Raw genomic sequence first — 16,293 nt, forward strand, 5'->3', positions numbered from 1 at the left:
TTTCGCGGGTTTTTGAGGCGAATAGCTGGCTATTCAACGAGAAAATGCGTGAAATATGGCCAAATCCGGCTTTTCCGTAGTAGATCAGTCTGAAGTCCGACAGGCTGCTAGGAGTTCATTACGACTTACGAGTTTAGTGCAGTAGGGCGGCTTAGCCGCAGGCGTAACCCGCGTTCAGGCATGGCAAGCTGGGCAGTAATCGAGTGCTTGTTTGGTGGAGATATTTCAGGGCGGGTTGATAAACCTAACCATGGCCTACATGGCTGCAAGGGCTCATAGCTGACGTAAGCAGATTTAACTTTACTCTGACCCCAGTTATTTACAATAATCTAAGGAAACTATTTGCGGGATTGCAATACCTGCCCCCCGTTTTGTCAATCATTATTGCTGGCTCAGCGTGGCGGAATATCTCCCGCCATCGTGCAACAATGCTGAATCTACGTCTATCCCGGTTCCTTCGATAACACGCCCATAATGGGCTGAAACATATTCTTTTGTGGCTTTTCCTTTTGCCAGCAAGTAGTCACCTGCGCAAATATCTGGCAACTCAAAATCGAATACAGTAACAATAGTCATTGGAATTTCCTCACGTAAAATAGGCAATAACCCAAGTAGGTATCGACTTAATCTTTGTGTATGACAAAACCAATTTCGGTTTTTTACCGGAAGTGCAGGCTACTAGATAGATCTGAGCTATATATTGTACATTTTCATAAAAAAGTTTAGTGTAAGTTTGCGTAGTTATAGTGTAGGTAGTTTATTAACTAATATTCTTGTTTTTACTTACGATTTCATTATTGCAATGCTGCATAGTTGTTTTTTTTCTGTGCCTTCGGCACGTTAATTTTGGTGCGGCATCCCCGCGGGGACTCACTTTCTTGAACGGCCAAGAAAGTAAGCAAAGAAAGCCGCCCCGACCAGTACGAAAGCCCCTCACTGCGGATAATCGGCTCGGCGAAAAAGGCTGCTCGCTCGCTACCCCTTTTCCGAAACCCCGATCCGCTTATTCCTCGCTTCGGCGTGCTTTAAGGGGATTGAAGCCCTATTCAATGAGTTGTGGAAAAAATAACTTAATGAGTTTGAGTAAATGATTTAAAAAGCGATATGGAAATTGATGCGTATTGGGCTTAGCAGGCTTAGCTTAAAAAGAGAGAACTGACTAAACGGGTACCATTAATTTCATTGGCATTTACACAGAAAGATTTACAACCTCTATTAAAAGTAGCCATGCCCGCATTATCATATTTGCAATCTAAGTTGCACTCGCTCAAATAATCATCAACTCCCTCAATCATCAGCCCTCGTACTTCCCCATCAGGCTTGCTCAGTATTTGAGATTCCCCGCCCTCGCGCTATGCTGTAATAAATCTTATTAAGGAAGTGCGATATGTTAGATCTGCCTCGGCACCAAATGATGATGACGGTGTTGATGACGCCAGATATGGCTAATTTCTCTGGCAAGGTGCATGGTGGGGCTTTGCTGAAAGAGCTTGATCAGGTGGCTTATGCCTGTGCCAGTCGCTATGCGGGGGCTTATGCGGTGACGCTTTCTGTGGATCAGGTGACGTTTAAGCAGCCGGTGTTTGTGGGCGAGCTGGTGCATTTTCTGGCTAGCGTTAATTACACTGGCCGTACTTCAATGGAAGTGGGTATCCGGGTGGTGGCAGAGAACATCCGTACCCAGACTGAACGGCACACCAATAGTTGTTATTTCACTATGGTGGCGATGGGGGATGATGGTAAATCTGTGGTGGTGCCGCCGCTTACTCCCGCCGATGATGATGCTGAAGCGCGTTGGGTAGCCGCCGAGGCTAGGCGGGATATTCGGCTGATGTTGGCAGAGAAAATGGTGTTTAAAAAAATAGCTGCGGCATAAAAAAACGCCACTTCCAAAGAAGTGGCGTTTTTCTTGAGGCTTAAACAGCTGGCATTACATGCCCATGCCGCCCATACCACCCATGCCGCCCATATCTGGCATGCCGCCTGCGCCTTCTTCTTTTGGCAATTCAGCAATCATGCAGTCGGTGGTCAGCATCAGGCCAGCGATCGATGCTGCGTGTTGCAGTGCCGAGCGGGTTACTTTAGCTGGGTCAAGAACGCCCATTTCTACCATGTCGCCGTAAACGCCAGTACCGGCGTTGTAACCGAAGTTACCTTTGCCTTCCAATACTTTAGAAACCACAACGCTAGGCTCGTCACCCGCGTTTTGTACGATCTGACGCAATGGTGCTTCAATGGCTTTCAGTACGATCTTGATACCTGCATCTTGATCAACGTTAGCGCCTTTCAGATCCACGATGGAAGAGCGTGCGCGTAGCAGAGCTACACCACCACCGGCCACAATGCCTTCTTCCACAGCTGCGCGTGTTGCGTGCAGTGCGTCTTCAACGCGGGCTTTCTTCTCTTTCATTTCAACTTCAGTGGCTGCACCAACCTTAATCACTGCAACACCGCCAGCTAATTTAGCTACGCGTTCTTGCAGTTTTTCACGATCGTAATCGCTCGTTGCATCTTCGATTTGCTTACGGATCAGGCCAACGCGTGTTTTGATGCCTTCTTCATTACCCGCGCCATCGATGATGATGGTGTTTTCTTTAGATACTTCGATACGCTTAGCAGAGCCCAGTTCAGCCAGTGTGGCTTTTTCTAGAGTCAGGCCAACTTCTTCAGCGATCACAGTACCGCCAGTCAGTGTAGCGATGTCTTCTAGCATGGCTTTACGACGATCGCCAAAGCCTGGAGCCTTAACCGCTACAGTCTTCAGAATGCCGCGAATGTTGTTCACTACCAAGGTAGCCAGCGCTTCGCCGTCTACATCTTCAGCAATAATCAACAATGGACGGCCAGCCTTAGCCACTTGTTCTAGTACCGGCAGCAGGTCACGGATGTTGCTGATTTTCTTGTCGAAAAGCAGTACAAACGGATTGTCCAGCAGGGCAATTTGTTTTTCTGGGTTGTTGATGAAGTAAGGGGAGAGGTAGCCGCGGTCAAACTGCATACCTTCAACCACATCCAACTCATCTTCAAGGCCAGTACCGTCTTCAACGGTAATTACGCCTTCTTTACCTACTTTTTCCATCGCAGCAGCGATTTTTTCGCCGATGATTTCGTCGCTGTTAGCAGAGATAGAGCCAACTTGAGCGATTTCTTTGGTGGTAGAGCAAGGCTTAGCAATGTTTTTCAGCTCAGCAACCAAGGCAATTACGGCCTTGTCGATACCGCGCTTCAAATCCATTGGGTTCATGCCAGCAGCTACGTATTTCATGCCTTCTTGCACGATGGCTTGAGCCAATACGGTAGCCGTGGTTGTACCGTCACCAGCGATATCAGAAGTCTTAGATGCAACTTCCTTCACCATTTGCGCGCCCATGTTTTCGAAGCGGTCTTTTAATTCGATTTCTTTAGCGACCGATACACCGTCTTTGGTGATGGTAGGCGCGCCGTAGCTGCGTTCCAGCACCACGTTACGGCCCTTAGGGCCCAGCGTTACTTTAACTGCATCGGCCAGGATGTTTACACCGGCTACCATGCGTGCGCGTGCTGAATCGCCAAATTTAACTTCTTTTGCTGCCATGTTGTTTAACTCCGTAATATTTAGGTAAGGGCTAAAATTAGGTGGCTTGTAAGCCGTGATTAACCTTCGATCACGCCCATGATGTCTTCTTCACGCATTACTAGCAGTTCGTCGCCATCTACTTTCACGGTTTGGCCGCTGTACTTACCAAAAATAACCTTGTCGCCCGCTTTAACAGCCATTGGGCGTATTGAGCCGTTTTCTAAAATCTTACCGTTACCGACGGCAACTACTTCGCCCATATCCGGCTTTTCAGCAGCGTTACCTGGCAACACGATGCCAGATGCAGTTTTTTCTTCAGCTTCAACGCGTTTGATTACTACACGGTCATGCAAAGGACGAATTTTCATGGTGTTCACTCTCCAGATAAAAAAGTGGCATTCAATTAACTACAGAACGCTGTTAGCACTCAAGGCTAACGAGTGCTAAATAGTGTGGGCGTAACAAGGGCTTTTCAAGTGGGGAATGAGGATATATTTAAAGTAAATTGGCGGGTGTGTACCCTTAGCGCATTAAAGGCTCCGCAGTTTGCGTGGTGTTTAGTTATTAGATATCAAGTATGGATATCTAATAGTGGATTTAGCTGTTGTTTATATTTGATTTGCAGCTGTGTATTAAATGTAAACAGGGCTAAGACCTAGCAGCCTGTCGGACTTAAGACTGATCTACTACGGAAAAGCCGGATTTGGCCATATTTCACGCATTTTCTCGTTGAATAGCCAGCTATTCGCCTCAAAAACCCGCGAAATCAGTCTCAAACCGGTCTTTCCCTTGTTACGATCGCTTAAGTCCGACAGGCTGCTAGCAAGGTGGCTTCGAGGTAAAATATCGAATAGCCTTTTGGGAGGTTGAATAAACCGCTATCTTTGGGGGCTTCAGCCCGATAAGCCGCTCAATTCGGCACATATTTTAAAAAGGAAGGATTACATGAGCCACGCTACCACTATTTTGCAACACGCTTACGCTAGGGCTGAAGCATCTAATTTGGCTTATAGAGGTGCGCTGACTCCGGCCGAGGCTGTGGTTTTATTGGCGGAGTTGCCAAACGTAAAGCTGGTGGATGTGCGCACTCACGCAGAGTGGCAGTTTGTAGGGGTTGTGCCTGAATCAGAAATGATCGAATGGAAAACCTACCCTAAAATGGAAACCAACCCCAACTTTTTGACTAGCTTGCAGGGGGCGGTTGATCCGGATGCGGTAGTGATGTTCTTGTGCCGAACTGGGGCTAGATCACACGATGCGGCGGCATTGGCTTTTGCAAATGGTTATCGCCAAGCATTTAATATCTTGGAAGGCTTTGAGGGGGATAAAAACACTGCAGGCCAACGTGGCCAAGTCAACGGTTGGAAAGCTGCGGGTTTGCTCTGGACTCAAGGATAAGGTTGGGTTCAAGCCTATTTATTGGTTGTTAATGGATGTGTAGGCCTTGGCGCGAAGCTTTAATTTGATGCCCACGCAGCCATGGTGGCTATTTAGGTGTTTTTGCGGCGGTGGTGGGCACGTTGCCCACCCTAAGATTTACCCTTCAAACAACACTAAACACCGTTCCGCATCCCGTGGGTGGGGGATGACGGTGGAGGCGATGCCGTAGGTGGTGGCGAGCCGCTCAGGGGTGAGTACGTGCTGCGGCGTGCCGTAAGCAACTTGGCTGCCGTTTTTAAGCAATAGCAGGTGGCTGCACCAGCGAGCGGCAAGGTTTACATCGTGTAATACCACCGCCACCGCAATATTTTCTTCACGGGCGAGGCGGCTGACTACGGCTAGTAGATCGTGCTGGTGGCGTGGATCAAGGCTGGCGGTGGGCTCGTCCAGTAGCAGGTAGCGTGGCTGATCTGGGTTGGCTAGGATTTGCAGCAAGACACGGGAAAACTGCACGCGCTGCTGCTCGCCACCGGATAGCTGTGGATAGCGGCGTTTAGCCAAGTGGCTGATATCGGCCAGCTGCAAAACACGTTTGCTTAAGTTGGCTACTTGTTGCGGCGACAGCTCGGCAAAGGGGTAGGCCCCCATCGCGATCACTTCTTCCACTCCCAGATCAAACGCTAGATTAGGGTTTTGCGGCAGCATGGCGCGCTGGCGGGCAAGCTTGGCTGCGGGCATGCTCAGGATGCTTTCGCCCTGTAAGCTGATCTCGCCTTGGGAGGGGGTAATTTCCCCTGCCAGCAGGGACAATAGCGTGGATTTTCCTGCGCCATTTGCCCCCAGAATCGCGGTGATTTCACCTCGGCGTAATTCTAAAGAAATAGCGTTCAGAGTGAGCTGGCTGCCGCGTTTAAAAGATAGATTGTGGGTATTTAATAAGCTGGACATGATTACCTGCGCACCATCAAAAGCCAAAGAAAGAAAGGCCCACCAATCAGACTGGTGACAATGCCAATCGGCAGCTCTGCGGGCTGGGCCACGAGTCTAGCAAGGCAATCTGCGGCGACCAGCGCGATGGCTCCCCCCAGCATGGCGGCGGGGAGTAAGCGGCGGTGGTCTGCACCTGTCATCATTCTGACCAGATGTGGCACCACAAGCCCGACAAAGCCGATGCCACCAGTGGCGGCAACCAGCGGGCCAATTAATAGCGCCGTCAGCAGTACCAATTTGCGGCGCACGGCTTTGATAGGGAAACCTAAATGCTGCGCTTCGCGCTCACCCAATAGCAGGGCATTCATGGCTCGCCAATGGCGCAGTACCATCGCTGAAATAATCAGCATTAGCGGGCCGAGTATACTTAGCAGCGGCCAGCTTGCACCCGCTAAGCTGCCCATATTCCAGAAGGTTAAGCTTTTTAACTGCACATCATTGGCCATATAAGTCATCAACCCAATCAGGCTGCCGCAAATGGCGTTGATGGCGATGCCTGCTAGCAAGAGCCCTGCCATGCCCGGATAACGCTTGCCCAGATGATAGGCTAACGCTGTGGCGATTAAGCTCCCGATAAAGGCGGCAGGGGCAAGCACCATAAAGCTGCCGCTACCAAATAAAATAGCGCAAACCGCACCTAAAGAAGCGCCTGAGGAAACACCGAGTAAGCCGGGTTCTGCCAGTGGATTACGAAATAAAGCCTGCATGGCCGCACCCGTCAATGCCAGAATCGCCCCCGCTAGCGCAGCAAATAGCACGCGGGGCAAACGCAGATCGAGCAATACGCTGTGCCAAAGTTGCAGCTCAGTGCCGGTTTCAAAAGTCTGGGCGCTAAATAATAGCTGCGGCAACACCTTAAATGGAATCGCTACCGCGCCGTTGCTGGCTGAAATCATCATCAAGAGCAGCAGCAAGCCTGCCAGCAGCCACAATAAGCCCTTAGATATTTGAGGCACGCTGCTGTGTGGATGGGTGATTGCGGTCATAAATAGTCCAAGAGTGTGTTGGGCGGGGGCTGGCCCATATGTGCTGATAAAGTATTGGTTCAATCTAAGCCTTGAACTACGTAGCACACAGAGAGCACAGCGTTTCACAGAGAAAATCGAATATTTACTCTGCGGACTCTGTGCTCTTCCGCGCTTTATAGTGCAAGCTTTAGCTCACTTACCTATCAGCAACCGTTGCTTACTTCGCTGCCTGTTTTAACTGCTGCAAAGCTTCTGGTAGGCGTATGCCAAAGCCCAGTAGCAGTAAGTCATCCATCACGATGATTTTCTTGTTTTTGGCTGCGGGCGTCTGGGCAAGGCCGGGCATGGCGAGGACTTTTTCTATGCCGCCGAGGTTTTGAATCGACATACTCGATAGCACAATCACATCGGGCTGTAGTGCCACAATGCTTTCCATGGCCAGCGGTTTGTAGCCCTGCTGTTTGGTCAGCACATTGTTTAATCCTGCTAGCTTCAAAATGGCATCGGCGGTGGTGTCACTGCCTGCGCCTTCTGGGCTACCGCTGCGGCTGATCAAGAGCAGAGCGCGGGTGTTGCTTGCTGGGGCCTGCACCACCTCACGTTTAAGCCGAGTATTGATGACCTTGCCTTTTTCTACTTCTTGCAAGGCACTGGCAATCCCCGCTATGCGTTTTTCTAGCGCGGCTAAATTAGGCGCGCTGGGTAGCACGATAACGGGCACACCGCTGCGTTGCAGTTTAGCCAGCGCTTCCGGTGGGCCCGCTTGATCAGAGGCCAGTACTAAGTCTGGCTTCTGTGCTAATACGCCTTCTACCGAAAAAGCACGGTAGTAGCCCACCTTGGGCAGCTTAGCTGCGGCTGGCGGGTAGCTGCTGGATTGATCAACGGCCACTAAGCGTTGTTCTTCATTCAGCGCATAAACAATCTCGGTGAGCGATCCGCCCAGCGTGACAATTTTTTTAGGTGGGGCGGCCAGCGCAGGGCCGATCAGCGCCAGTAGTAGGGTGGAGGCAAGCCATTGTTTCATGAGATTAGCCTGCCAGTGGAGTGGCACACAGATTGCTCAGCAGCTTGCACCATTCTGGTAATTCTGGAACGCCAGGCCTTCTTTCACCAAAGAACTGCACCATCAACTCGCCTGTGGTGGTGTAAACCTCAAGCGAGGTAACCCAGCCATCGCTGGTTAGCTTTCTGACCACCCAGCATTCGCTGATGGCACTGGTATCTAGATGCAGATTAAACATCGGGTCAAGAATATTGAACCAAGGGCCGGTGCGCAGCAGTTTTTGTATTGGGCCAGAGTGGATTTGCACCATGCCACGGTTGCTAACAAAACACATAATGGGCACTTGCAGCTCTGCGGCACCCAGTAGCATTGTTTCTACAGCATCAATGGCTACAACTTGCGCCAGATCTGTACCTGCTGCTTTGAGCGCACCAAGGCGGGTTACTTTATGTTGTTTGAGCATAGGGAAAAAGCTATGCGTATCGGTTAAAGACAGCCAGTGGCTGCGTAAAGCAGCCGGATCTTCGCAGTGGGTTGGTGTGCTGTCTGCTGGATAAGCTTCGATTTGAATCGCAGGGATTTGTTCTGCTGCCAGCTTTTGTACCAGCGCGTCATAAGCGGCGGAGTCACTTTTTTCGGTGATATACACCTTGTGAATGGCGGTGCCTTCGGCGTCAAAAAACTGCACGCTTAGTCGGCTATTTTCAGTCACGGCAAAGGCGTGTTTCCAGTGGGAAAAAAACATGCGTAGATCGATATCTTTACCCAGCACCATGCCCACTGGGCCTTTAGCGTGGATTTCCTCATAGCGGCCATGGCGCTCATGCACACACCAATCATTACGGCTTAGCACCATTACTTCGCCAAGGCTGGCTAGCTCAAGGAATATGTCTTGTGGCGTGCCATTTAAAGCTTTTGCTTCAACGCCACATTGCGCGGCAACGAGTTCGGCTTCGGATACTTGTAGGCGAGTGGCCCGTTCTCTGGCTCGCAGCTTAGGCTCGGCGGCCATCAGGGCATCGTAATTTGCTTTAAGAACGGCAGCGCGTTCTTGGGATGATAGTGCGTGCATGGTGTGGTCCTTGTCGCCCTAAAGCAGGGCCGTTGAGAAAATCATGGATGATCTTGTAGGGGATAAAACCAAAGTCTTGAACCACGAAGGGGAAAGAGAGCTCTGAGTTTTATGGAGAAAACCCTTAGAAATAGTCTTTATCCGTACTCTTTTTAACTCCGAATTTCAATGTTTGGAGTTTTTGAAGTTGTGACCGCTGCTCGTTTAAAAACGCCATTGTCGGTGTCGTCATGATTGCTGCTGGGGACGTGTTTCGTAGGCCACCTACACCACCCAAGGCATCAGACCTATAGAGGGTAGAAGAGGGCTCGCGTGCAATTTCAATTGCGCTGAGTGGGCAAAATCGACCTGATCGCGGCCGCTGTATATGTAAGTGCCAAAAGTATCTGGCAGGCGTATGCCACCCACCATCATCAGTACACGGTTGCCTGCTAAAGCCGCGCACATTCACGCTGGATAAACCAAAGTGGCCATCACGCTTAGCCTTGTCCTAGCTAAATTGCGGTAATTGCCGATAAGTTCACGATCTAGCTCAGCATGGTCGATGCTGTTCACCGATGGCGGCAGATCATCTGGGTTTGTATCAGCGCGGGTGGCGGTAATTACCACGGAGGTGCGTGTTGCGGCAGGCGCTGAAGTGGTATCGGTGGCAAATGCGCTCTGAAATGTAGCGACTAAAAGAGTAAGCGCAAGGGCGTGGCGGCTGCGTTGCATACTGATTCCTGATAAATGCGGGGGCGGGCTGGGGCCAGAGTTTACTTACAGAATAGGCTTACTCTTTTGAAGCAGGGCTGATCTCTGCTGTACATTATCGTATCAATAGTCATTCTCATTATCAATGTTTTTTTGTCTTTGCCGATCCTATGAAAATACTTTCTTGGTTTGTAAATAAACTGTCATGTATTAAATGATTATTAAAAAATGCTCTAAAAATCAATTGCTTGATAATTTATAGAGACTTAATTGAGCGATTAAATTTAATTAATTAATAATTTTGTATTTTTTATTAAAGATAGATATTGATTTTAATCATTTTTTATTATGATTTTGTGAAAAAATATTTAAATTATGATAAGCATTGATTAGGGCTTGCTTGATATTACAATGATCAATAAAAAAAATTATTGGGGCTTGGCATGGCACGTGTGCTGGTTGATTTAACTCAAAGAAAAGTGGCCTATATGGGTACTGATGAGTGAATTATTGCGGAGCCATTGCTGCGCATAGAGCGCCCAGTTATGGGCCGCGCTATGGCCTCGGTTTTGTGTACCCATCCTGATGGCGGGGTGATGTTTAAAGTGTTTTTAGGGGAGGAGGGTAGCGCTAATCTATCGGTCGAGCAGCGATTGGCTTTAAAGAATTTTTGCATTATTTGTGGTGCAGCGCGGTAAAAGTATGATAATTTTTAAATGCTGATGATTGTTATTTTTAATTGAAAATACCTAGGGTCTGTTGACGTTTCATTCACGGCTGCGTTTGGCCCATTTTGGGGGCTAAACACGAAGGGCTGAGCCGGAAAATGGCCATTCACTGCGTTATGCTCCTTGACAATAACCAGTTATTGCCTTCGTCACATGCCTTGTGCCTAGCCGTTTTCCGGCTCAGCGCAATGGCGAATGAAACGTCAACAGACCCTCGATAAGGGAGTCAAAACGTGGCCGATTCATATGATTTATTGATTTTTGGTGCCAGCCGAGGGCTAGGTCTTTGTCTTGCCAAGGCCAGCGTGAAGCGTGGGGAAAAGGTTGCCGCCATGGTGAGGGCAGAAAGTGATCGCAGTGCTTTAAGTGAGCTGGGCGTAACTTTAATCCAAGGTGATGCCTTTAGTTTGGATGATTGCATCGCTGCACTGAGGCAGGCGCAGCCTCGGCGCGTCATCAGTGTATTGGGCGGCAAAAATGCTGCAGGTCGGCGCATAGACGCGTTAGGCAACTTGAATGTGATCCAAGCGCTAGAGGCCAGTATGCCTTCTACCCGCGTGTTATTAGGCACCTCTTTAGGTTGTGGCGAGCAATGGGATGGGTTGGCAGAACCCACCAAGCGCATGCTAGGGGAAGCCATTCGGGCTAAAAATGAGGCCGAGCAATATTTAAAGCAAAGTGCTTTGCCATGGATGATTGCACGGCCTGCTGGGCTGAGCCATCAAGAGGGCACGGGGCAGTACCGTGTACAAGCGCAGCGCGATGATGCTGGCAATTATCTGCCGCGTGCCGACGTGGCAGATGCGATGCTGGCCATCTTGGACCAGGATGAGCGCCTGTATAAGGCGTGGACTATTTTGGGGCCTGCTCATTAGCAAGTAGCCTTTGCTGAGCGATATAAAACCGTTGCATGCGAAGGTGATTACGCCCTTGTATGATCAAAATAGTGATTAGCTTTACAGTAAAACGGAGGGGCATCACCTGGCATGGCTTTGGCACAAATCGCTCGAGATACGGCGATGGCAAAGGTGATGAAGCCTTATCAAACACACGGTGTGGTGTTGCTAGCAGGTAATGGTCATATTCGCCGCGATCTTGGATTACCACTTTGGCTGCCTAATACTTTATCGGTGGGCTTTGTAGAGGTAAGTTATAACGGAGCATTTGATCAGGAAAACTTGATTGTGCCAGCGCAGCGGGCAGATCCTTGTTTTTCTTTATAAGTTGTAATTTTTACATTTCTATTTTTCATCAAAATAAAATATAAGTGCCAAGCCTTTTTTGAGAAAGAGCTTGGCATTTTTTTATTCTATCGTTAATGTCGTTTACATGAATAGATAAGCGTTGCGTTATACTACTTTGCCTGGAAAGACCATTATTTATCAAATAAAATCACCATCAGAATTAGCCAAATTTAGCTTGAAAAATAGGCGAAAAAAGTAAGCAGTAATGAAGATCTCAAGTTAACATTCAAGCACTATTTGTATTTTATCTATCGGCAATCTATAGCTAATATATTGTTTATTTTAATCAAAAAAATATGTAGGTTGCTAATATGTATTAGAATTTAGTAATATGCTGAGCTGGCAGATAGACTGTTATTATATTTAGTACTCATAAATAATAAATACTTACAATAATTGTGTAAAAAAGGCAAGTGCTCCCTTTTTTGTAAGCTTAGGTGCATAGAGCGGATTGAAATTTTGCTCTATCGTGGGAAGATTAGCGGTGCTTATGCTAAACAACTCTTGCGTACTAATATGTGATGAGCGGGTGTAGTGAAACGAATCGTTGAGGCGTGCTTTGAAACTAGAAAAACTTGCGCTGCGTGGGCGCATTTCACTGCAGTTTGCAGTTACAGTTACCTTTATGGTTATGCTGGTGCTAACGCTTGGCACAATTATTACTTTGCAGATGAGCAACCAAGGACAAATGCTCAAAAATTTGAGCAATAAAGTCATTTCTGCTGAAGTTGCCACTGTGCGTAGTGATTTAGATATTTTTCTTCGTGCTCCTGCTTTAGCAAATCGAATGGCCACGGTGCTACTGGCTGAGCAATATTCAAACGCAGACAAAGATTTATCACAGTTTGAAGCCCCATTTGTGCATATTTTATCCAAAATATTTCCCGATCAAAAACACCTAAGTTTGATTTCATTTGGATCTATTAATGGTGAGTATATTGCGGTTGGCCGTGAAAAATTAACTAATAAATTTTCATTACTGCTTAAAGATAGTAGAACGAATGGCAGTTTAAATTTTTATACTGGTTTAAAGTCGACTGATTCAATTTTGCACCAAGTTAATCCTTATGATCCAAGGACTAGACCTTGGTATGCACCTGTTAGCCGCAGTAAAAAACCTATGTGGACTTCAGCATATCAAGATTATGACCCCGTGCAAGGTATCACTATTTCATTTAGTAGCCCACTTTTTAATCATGATAAAAATATGGTTGGTGTAGTGGCAAGTGATATTAAATTAAGTAATTTTAATCAATATTTGAAATCTAGCCCTAATTTAGGTAGTGGTGCTATTTATATCGTTGATCATAAAAATGAATTTATATCTCACTCCAGTGTTGAAAAGCCATTGCCACACATGACAATAAATGAGCTTTCAACGCACGATAATGCTACTTTACTCAAGGTTAAGGATAGCTCTAATGAAATGATAAGAATGAGTGCAAAATTCCTTGAAGATAAAAAAATAAAAGATATTGAATTTAACCTCGGTAAAGAAAAAATATACGGCAGAGTTTTTAAATTGGCGGATGGTAATGGTTTGGATTGGAGAATTGTTATTCTTATTCCAGAGCGTGATCTATTAGGTGATTTAAAGAAAGATATCATGGTGAATTTGGCCATTGTTCTTTGCATTGGATTAATTGCAGCATTGGCTGCCTGGAGGATATTAGCCAGTATTACCAAGCCTATTCTACTCGCCGCGCAAACGGCTAGGTTATTAGCGAAGCAAGAGTGGCAGCCTACTATTGCAGGTGGCCTGCAATTAAAAGAAACAACTTTACTTGCAAATGCGTTTGATGAAATGTCGAGCGCTTTAGCTTGCTCTTTTGAGCAACTTAATTATCGTATTCGTCATGACCAAGTCACTGGGTTGCTTAGCCGTGAAGGTCTTCGTGAGGAAATGTCAGAGTTAGTTAAAAAAAATCCTGCAAGAAAGTGGGGTGCACTGCTGCTTATAGGCTTAGATAATTACAGAAGCATCCATGACAGTATTGGCTACGATCAAGGTGAAGAGCTGCTTTGCGCCATTGTAAATAACCTTAAGCAATATTTGCCAGAGCCGGTGTTATTTGCACGTGTTGCAGATACCGAGTTTGTTATTTGTATGGATGTTGACGTTGATAAGCCCTGTTTAACTGAATTAATTCAAAGAATATTAGATAGCTTTACTCAATCTTTTCATTTGCAATACGATGAGGTTTTGATTAGTGCTAGTCTTGGCGTGGTTTCTGCGAATTTTAACCATCTTGATTTGATCGAAAATTTAAGAAACGCCAGCATGGCTTTAAATAAAGCTAAGGATAAAGGTGCTAGTTCATATGAAATATTTCAGATTGATATGGTTGAGCAATCTACACAAAAAATTCATTTAATTTCAGAACTTAATGCTGCTATTGAGAAAGATGAATTTAGAGTTTATTTTCAGCCCGTTGTGAGGCTAAGTGATGGTAAAGTAATTGGTGCAGAGGCTTTGGTGCGCTGGCAAAGTGGCCAGCGTGGTTTGGTTTCTCCTGGGTTGTTTATTCCATTGGCAGAGGAATCGGGTTTAATTCTACCTATTGGGCATTGGGTGCTGCGTGAATCATGTAGGCAAATTGCCGAGCGCCTAAAAAATGGTTGGGCTAGTGATTTTGATGTACATGTCAATGTATCGGTCCGGCAGTTAATTCAATCTGATTTCTATCAAGTATTAGAGGAAACATTACAAGATTTTGACTTACCACCGCATAATTTAACGTTAGAGATTACTGAATCTATTTTGATTGAAGATAGTAATGTAATTGCTAAGCTGATTGGCCGAATCAGAAGCTTAGGGGTGGAAATTGCTATTGATGACTTTGGCACCGGTTATTCGTCTATGTCTTATTTGCATCAATTTGCTTTTGATTGCTTGAAAATCGATCAATCTTTTGTGAGCCGCTTTTTAGATAATCATAAAAGCGAGGCCATTGTCTCGGCGATTATTCGCCTAGCAGGTGGTTTTGATGTGCCGCTGGTGGCGGAAGGGGTAGAAACGGCAGAGCAGGCCCAAAGGCTACTGGAGCTGGGCTGCCAGCGCGCTCAGGGCTATTACTTTGGCCGCCCAATACCATTAGAAGATTGGCCTGCGGTATGGTGTGGCTCGGGTAAATCCGAGCCACTTTCCTAAGCGCTGCGGAATATGGCGTCTTCGTCGGCATCGGGCTTGAGTACGAGCAATTCAGTCGCGGATGCTTGCACAAAGCCCAATTTGTCGAGCAGCTTTTTAGAGCGCACATTGCACCGTTTTAAAATCGCAAAATATTGCTTGATACCATAGTGCTGAGCTAATTCTTGTAATACGGCACTGACCGCTTCTTGTGCAATGCCTTTACCCCAGTGCTTGCTGGATAATTCATAAGCAAGTAGAGCGTGTTGATCGCTGATAGTCGCCTGCACATAGCCCGCTAATTGCTGGGAGGCTGCTAGCCTAATCACCCAATTTAGCCATTGCTCCGAGCCATCAGGGGAAGCTCTCGCTTCTAATTTACTAAAGCGGGCGTGCAAACCATCGATAGACGCCAGTGGCGCATTTGCAAATTCATAAATGGCTGAATCACTCAAAACGACAAACATCGCCTCTGCATGGTCGGCCGTTTGCGGCTCTAATATTAATGCCGCCGTATTGAGTGTTCTCATGCTTAGCCCTTGGTTTATTTTTAGCCATGAAACATCGTCATTCCCGCTTGTCTTTGGCGGGAATCCAGCTGTGCGGCTGGATCCCCGATAAAAACGCTCGGGGATGACGGTTGTGTGTTGATCATGTTAGGGGTGTATTTTGAGCTCTATCCTTACCAGTCCCTTTTGAGCAGCGCATATTGCAATAAATCATGATGCTGCCCGTGCCAAACCCCCGCTTCCCTAAAGCAGCCTTCTTGCACAAAACCAAGCGACTCTAGAGATTTAATCGACGCGGTATTTTGCGGATGCACCTGAGCCTGAATGCGATTGAGCGCCATATGCTCAAAGCCCCAAGCCAAGATCGCCAGCAAAGCTTCGCGCATCAGGCCTTGGCCCCAGTGGCCTTGCGCCAGCTCGTAGCCGATATGGCAGTGCTTACCATTTCTATCCCATTTAAATAGTCCGCAACTGCCAACAATTTGCCCCTGATATTCAATGCCCCAGCGCGTACCAGGATTGGGCATGGTGCGCCAGTTTGCAAAAACTTCAATCAACTGACTTGCTGCAGCAAGATCCGCCATGGCATCGCAGCCAAACCAGCGCATGGCTTTTGCAGATCGCTGGCGCGTCATCATTCACCAATTCACGCAGGCTTAGGCGCAGGGTTTGAATAAGGGGAAATGAGGATTAGATAAGATCAGGCAATCAGTAATCCCGCCGCATTTAGCCTTTGCGCAATCGAATCCAAATCCCCTTCGTATTCCCAATACATCATTCGGCCATGCGATGAGCTGACCAGCAGATATTTTTCGGTAACAGATTGAATGCGCTCAATCGCGATTAATTTTTCTAAGAAAGGCTCGTCATGGAATTCTTCGACGATTTCCTGATTTTTTGCCGTATAGCCATGCACCAGCATGGCGGTGCGAACGCGCAGGGCGATGTATTTCATGGGGTTTCCTTAGTGATTATAATTTTCTATGATTCGCAATCATGCATGCTGGATCAGCGGTT

At 47.1% G+C, this 16,293-nt stretch carries 16 protein-coding genes; 5 read left to right on the top strand and 11 right to left on the bottom strand.

The features are described 5' to 3' along the window. Positions 1-381: 381 nt before the first annotated feature. Positions 382-576 (bottom strand): hypothetical protein, encoded by a 195-nt coding sequence (locus C1H71_RS12860; RefSeq protein WP_130106895.1) that lies wholly within the window; start codon positions 574-576, stop codon positions 382-384. A gap of 811 nt (positions 577-1,387) precedes the next feature. Here C1H71_RS12860 and C1H71_RS12865 point away from each other — a divergent pair. Next, the gene (locus C1H71_RS12865; RefSeq protein ID WP_130106896.1) at positions 1,388-1,876 is read left to right on the top strand and encodes an acyl-CoA thioesterase; all 489 of its coding nucleotides are present in this window, start codon (positions 1,388-1,390) and stop codon (positions 1,874-1,876) included. A 54-nt stretch (positions 1,877-1,930) separates the two neighbouring features. Here the strand turns inward: C1H71_RS12865 and groL are convergent, their stop codons facing one another. Together groL and groES are read right to left on the bottom strand one after the other, a co-directional pair. Continuing rightward, complete coding sequence (gene groL, locus C1H71_RS12870; RefSeq protein WP_130106897.1) at positions 1,931-3,574, bottom strand: chaperonin GroEL; 1,644 nt, start codon at positions 3,572-3,574, stop codon at positions 1,931-1,933. A gap of 59 nt (positions 3,575-3,633) precedes the next feature. Beyond that, on the bottom strand, positions 3,634-3,924 hold the full coding sequence (gene groES, locus C1H71_RS12875; RefSeq protein ID WP_130106898.1) for a co-chaperone GroES: 291 nt from the start codon (positions 3,922-3,924) through the stop codon (positions 3,634-3,636). 577 nt (positions 3,925-4,501) lie between these two features. Here groES and C1H71_RS12880 point away from each other — a divergent pair. Next, positions 4,502-4,954: a rhodanese-like domain-containing protein gene (locus C1H71_RS12880; protein ID WP_130106899.1), complete on the top strand. Its 453-nt coding sequence runs from the start codon at positions 4,502-4,504 to the stop codon at positions 4,952-4,954. 138 nt (positions 4,955-5,092) lie between these two features. Here the strand turns inward: C1H71_RS12880 and C1H71_RS12885 are convergent, their stop codons facing one another. From C1H71_RS12885 to C1H71_RS12905, 5 genes are all read right to left on the bottom strand, one after another. After that, complete coding sequence (locus C1H71_RS12885; RefSeq protein ID WP_130106900.1) at positions 5,093-5,884, bottom strand: heme ABC transporter ATP-binding protein; 792 nt, start codon at positions 5,882-5,884, stop codon at positions 5,093-5,095. 2 nt (positions 5,885-5,886) lie between these two features. Continuing rightward, complete coding sequence (locus C1H71_RS12890; RefSeq protein WP_130106901.1) at positions 5,887-6,912, bottom strand: FecCD family ABC transporter permease; 1,026 nt, start codon at positions 6,910-6,912, stop codon at positions 5,887-5,889. 199 nt (positions 6,913-7,111) lie between these two features. After that, positions 7,112-7,921, bottom strand: coding sequence for a heme/hemin ABC transporter substrate-binding protein (locus C1H71_RS12895; protein WP_130106902.1), 810 nt, complete (start codon positions 7,919-7,921; stop codon positions 7,112-7,114). Positions 7,922-7,925: 4 nt separating this feature from the next. After that, a complete protein-coding gene (locus tag C1H71_RS12900; RefSeq protein ID WP_130106903.1) occupies positions 7,926-8,972 on the bottom strand; it encodes a hemin-degrading factor in 1,047 nt (348 codons plus the stop codon). A 447-nt stretch (positions 8,973-9,419) separates the two neighbouring features. Then, entirely contained in the window at positions 9,420-9,686 is a 267-nt protein-coding gene (locus C1H71_RS12905) for a hypothetical protein (protein WP_130106904.1), read from the bottom strand. Positions 9,687-10,626: 940 nt separating this feature from the next. Here C1H71_RS12905 and C1H71_RS12910 point away from each other — a divergent pair. The 3 genes from C1H71_RS12910 (at position 10,627) to C1H71_RS12920 (ending at position 14,788) form a co-directional block, all read left to right on the top strand. Next, on the top strand, positions 10,627-11,268 hold the full coding sequence (locus C1H71_RS12910; RefSeq protein WP_130106905.1) for an NAD(P)-dependent oxidoreductase: 642 nt from the start codon (positions 10,627-10,629) through the stop codon (positions 11,266-11,268). 111 nt (positions 11,269-11,379) lie between these two features. After that, a complete protein-coding gene (locus C1H71_RS12915; protein WP_130106906.1) occupies positions 11,380-11,616 on the top strand; it encodes a ChaN family lipoprotein in 237 nt (78 codons plus the stop codon). A gap of 580 nt (positions 11,617-12,196) precedes the next feature. Further along, positions 12,197-14,788: an EAL domain-containing protein gene (locus C1H71_RS12920; RefSeq protein ID WP_130106907.1), complete on the top strand. Its 2,592-nt coding sequence runs from the start codon at positions 12,197-12,199 to the stop codon at positions 14,786-14,788. Here C1H71_RS12920 and C1H71_RS12925 read toward each other — a convergent pair. From C1H71_RS12925 to C1H71_RS12935, 3 genes are all read right to left on the bottom strand, one after another. After that, complete coding sequence (locus C1H71_RS12925) at positions 14,785-15,297, bottom strand: GNAT family N-acetyltransferase (RefSeq protein WP_130106908.1); 513 nt, start codon at positions 15,295-15,297, stop codon at positions 14,785-14,787. The two genes, C1H71_RS12920 and C1H71_RS12925, sit on opposite strands and share 4 nt — an antisense overlap. A gap of 152 nt (positions 15,298-15,449) precedes the next feature. Then, positions 15,450-15,914, bottom strand: coding sequence for a GNAT family N-acetyltransferase (locus C1H71_RS12930; RefSeq protein WP_223145865.1), 465 nt, complete (start codon positions 15,912-15,914; stop codon positions 15,450-15,452). A gap of 62 nt (positions 15,915-15,976) precedes the next feature. Next, on the bottom strand, positions 15,977-16,231 hold the full coding sequence (locus C1H71_RS12935) for a hypothetical protein (RefSeq protein ID WP_130106909.1): 255 nt from the start codon (positions 16,229-16,231) through the stop codon (positions 15,977-15,979). Positions 16,232-16,293 lie beyond the last annotated feature (62 nt).

The sequence above is a fragment of the Iodobacter fluviatilis genome (assembly GCF_004194535.1).
In the GTDB taxonomy this organism is placed as follows: domain Bacteria; phylum Pseudomonadota; class Gammaproteobacteria; order Burkholderiales; family Chitinibacteraceae; genus Iodobacter; species Iodobacter fluviatilis_A.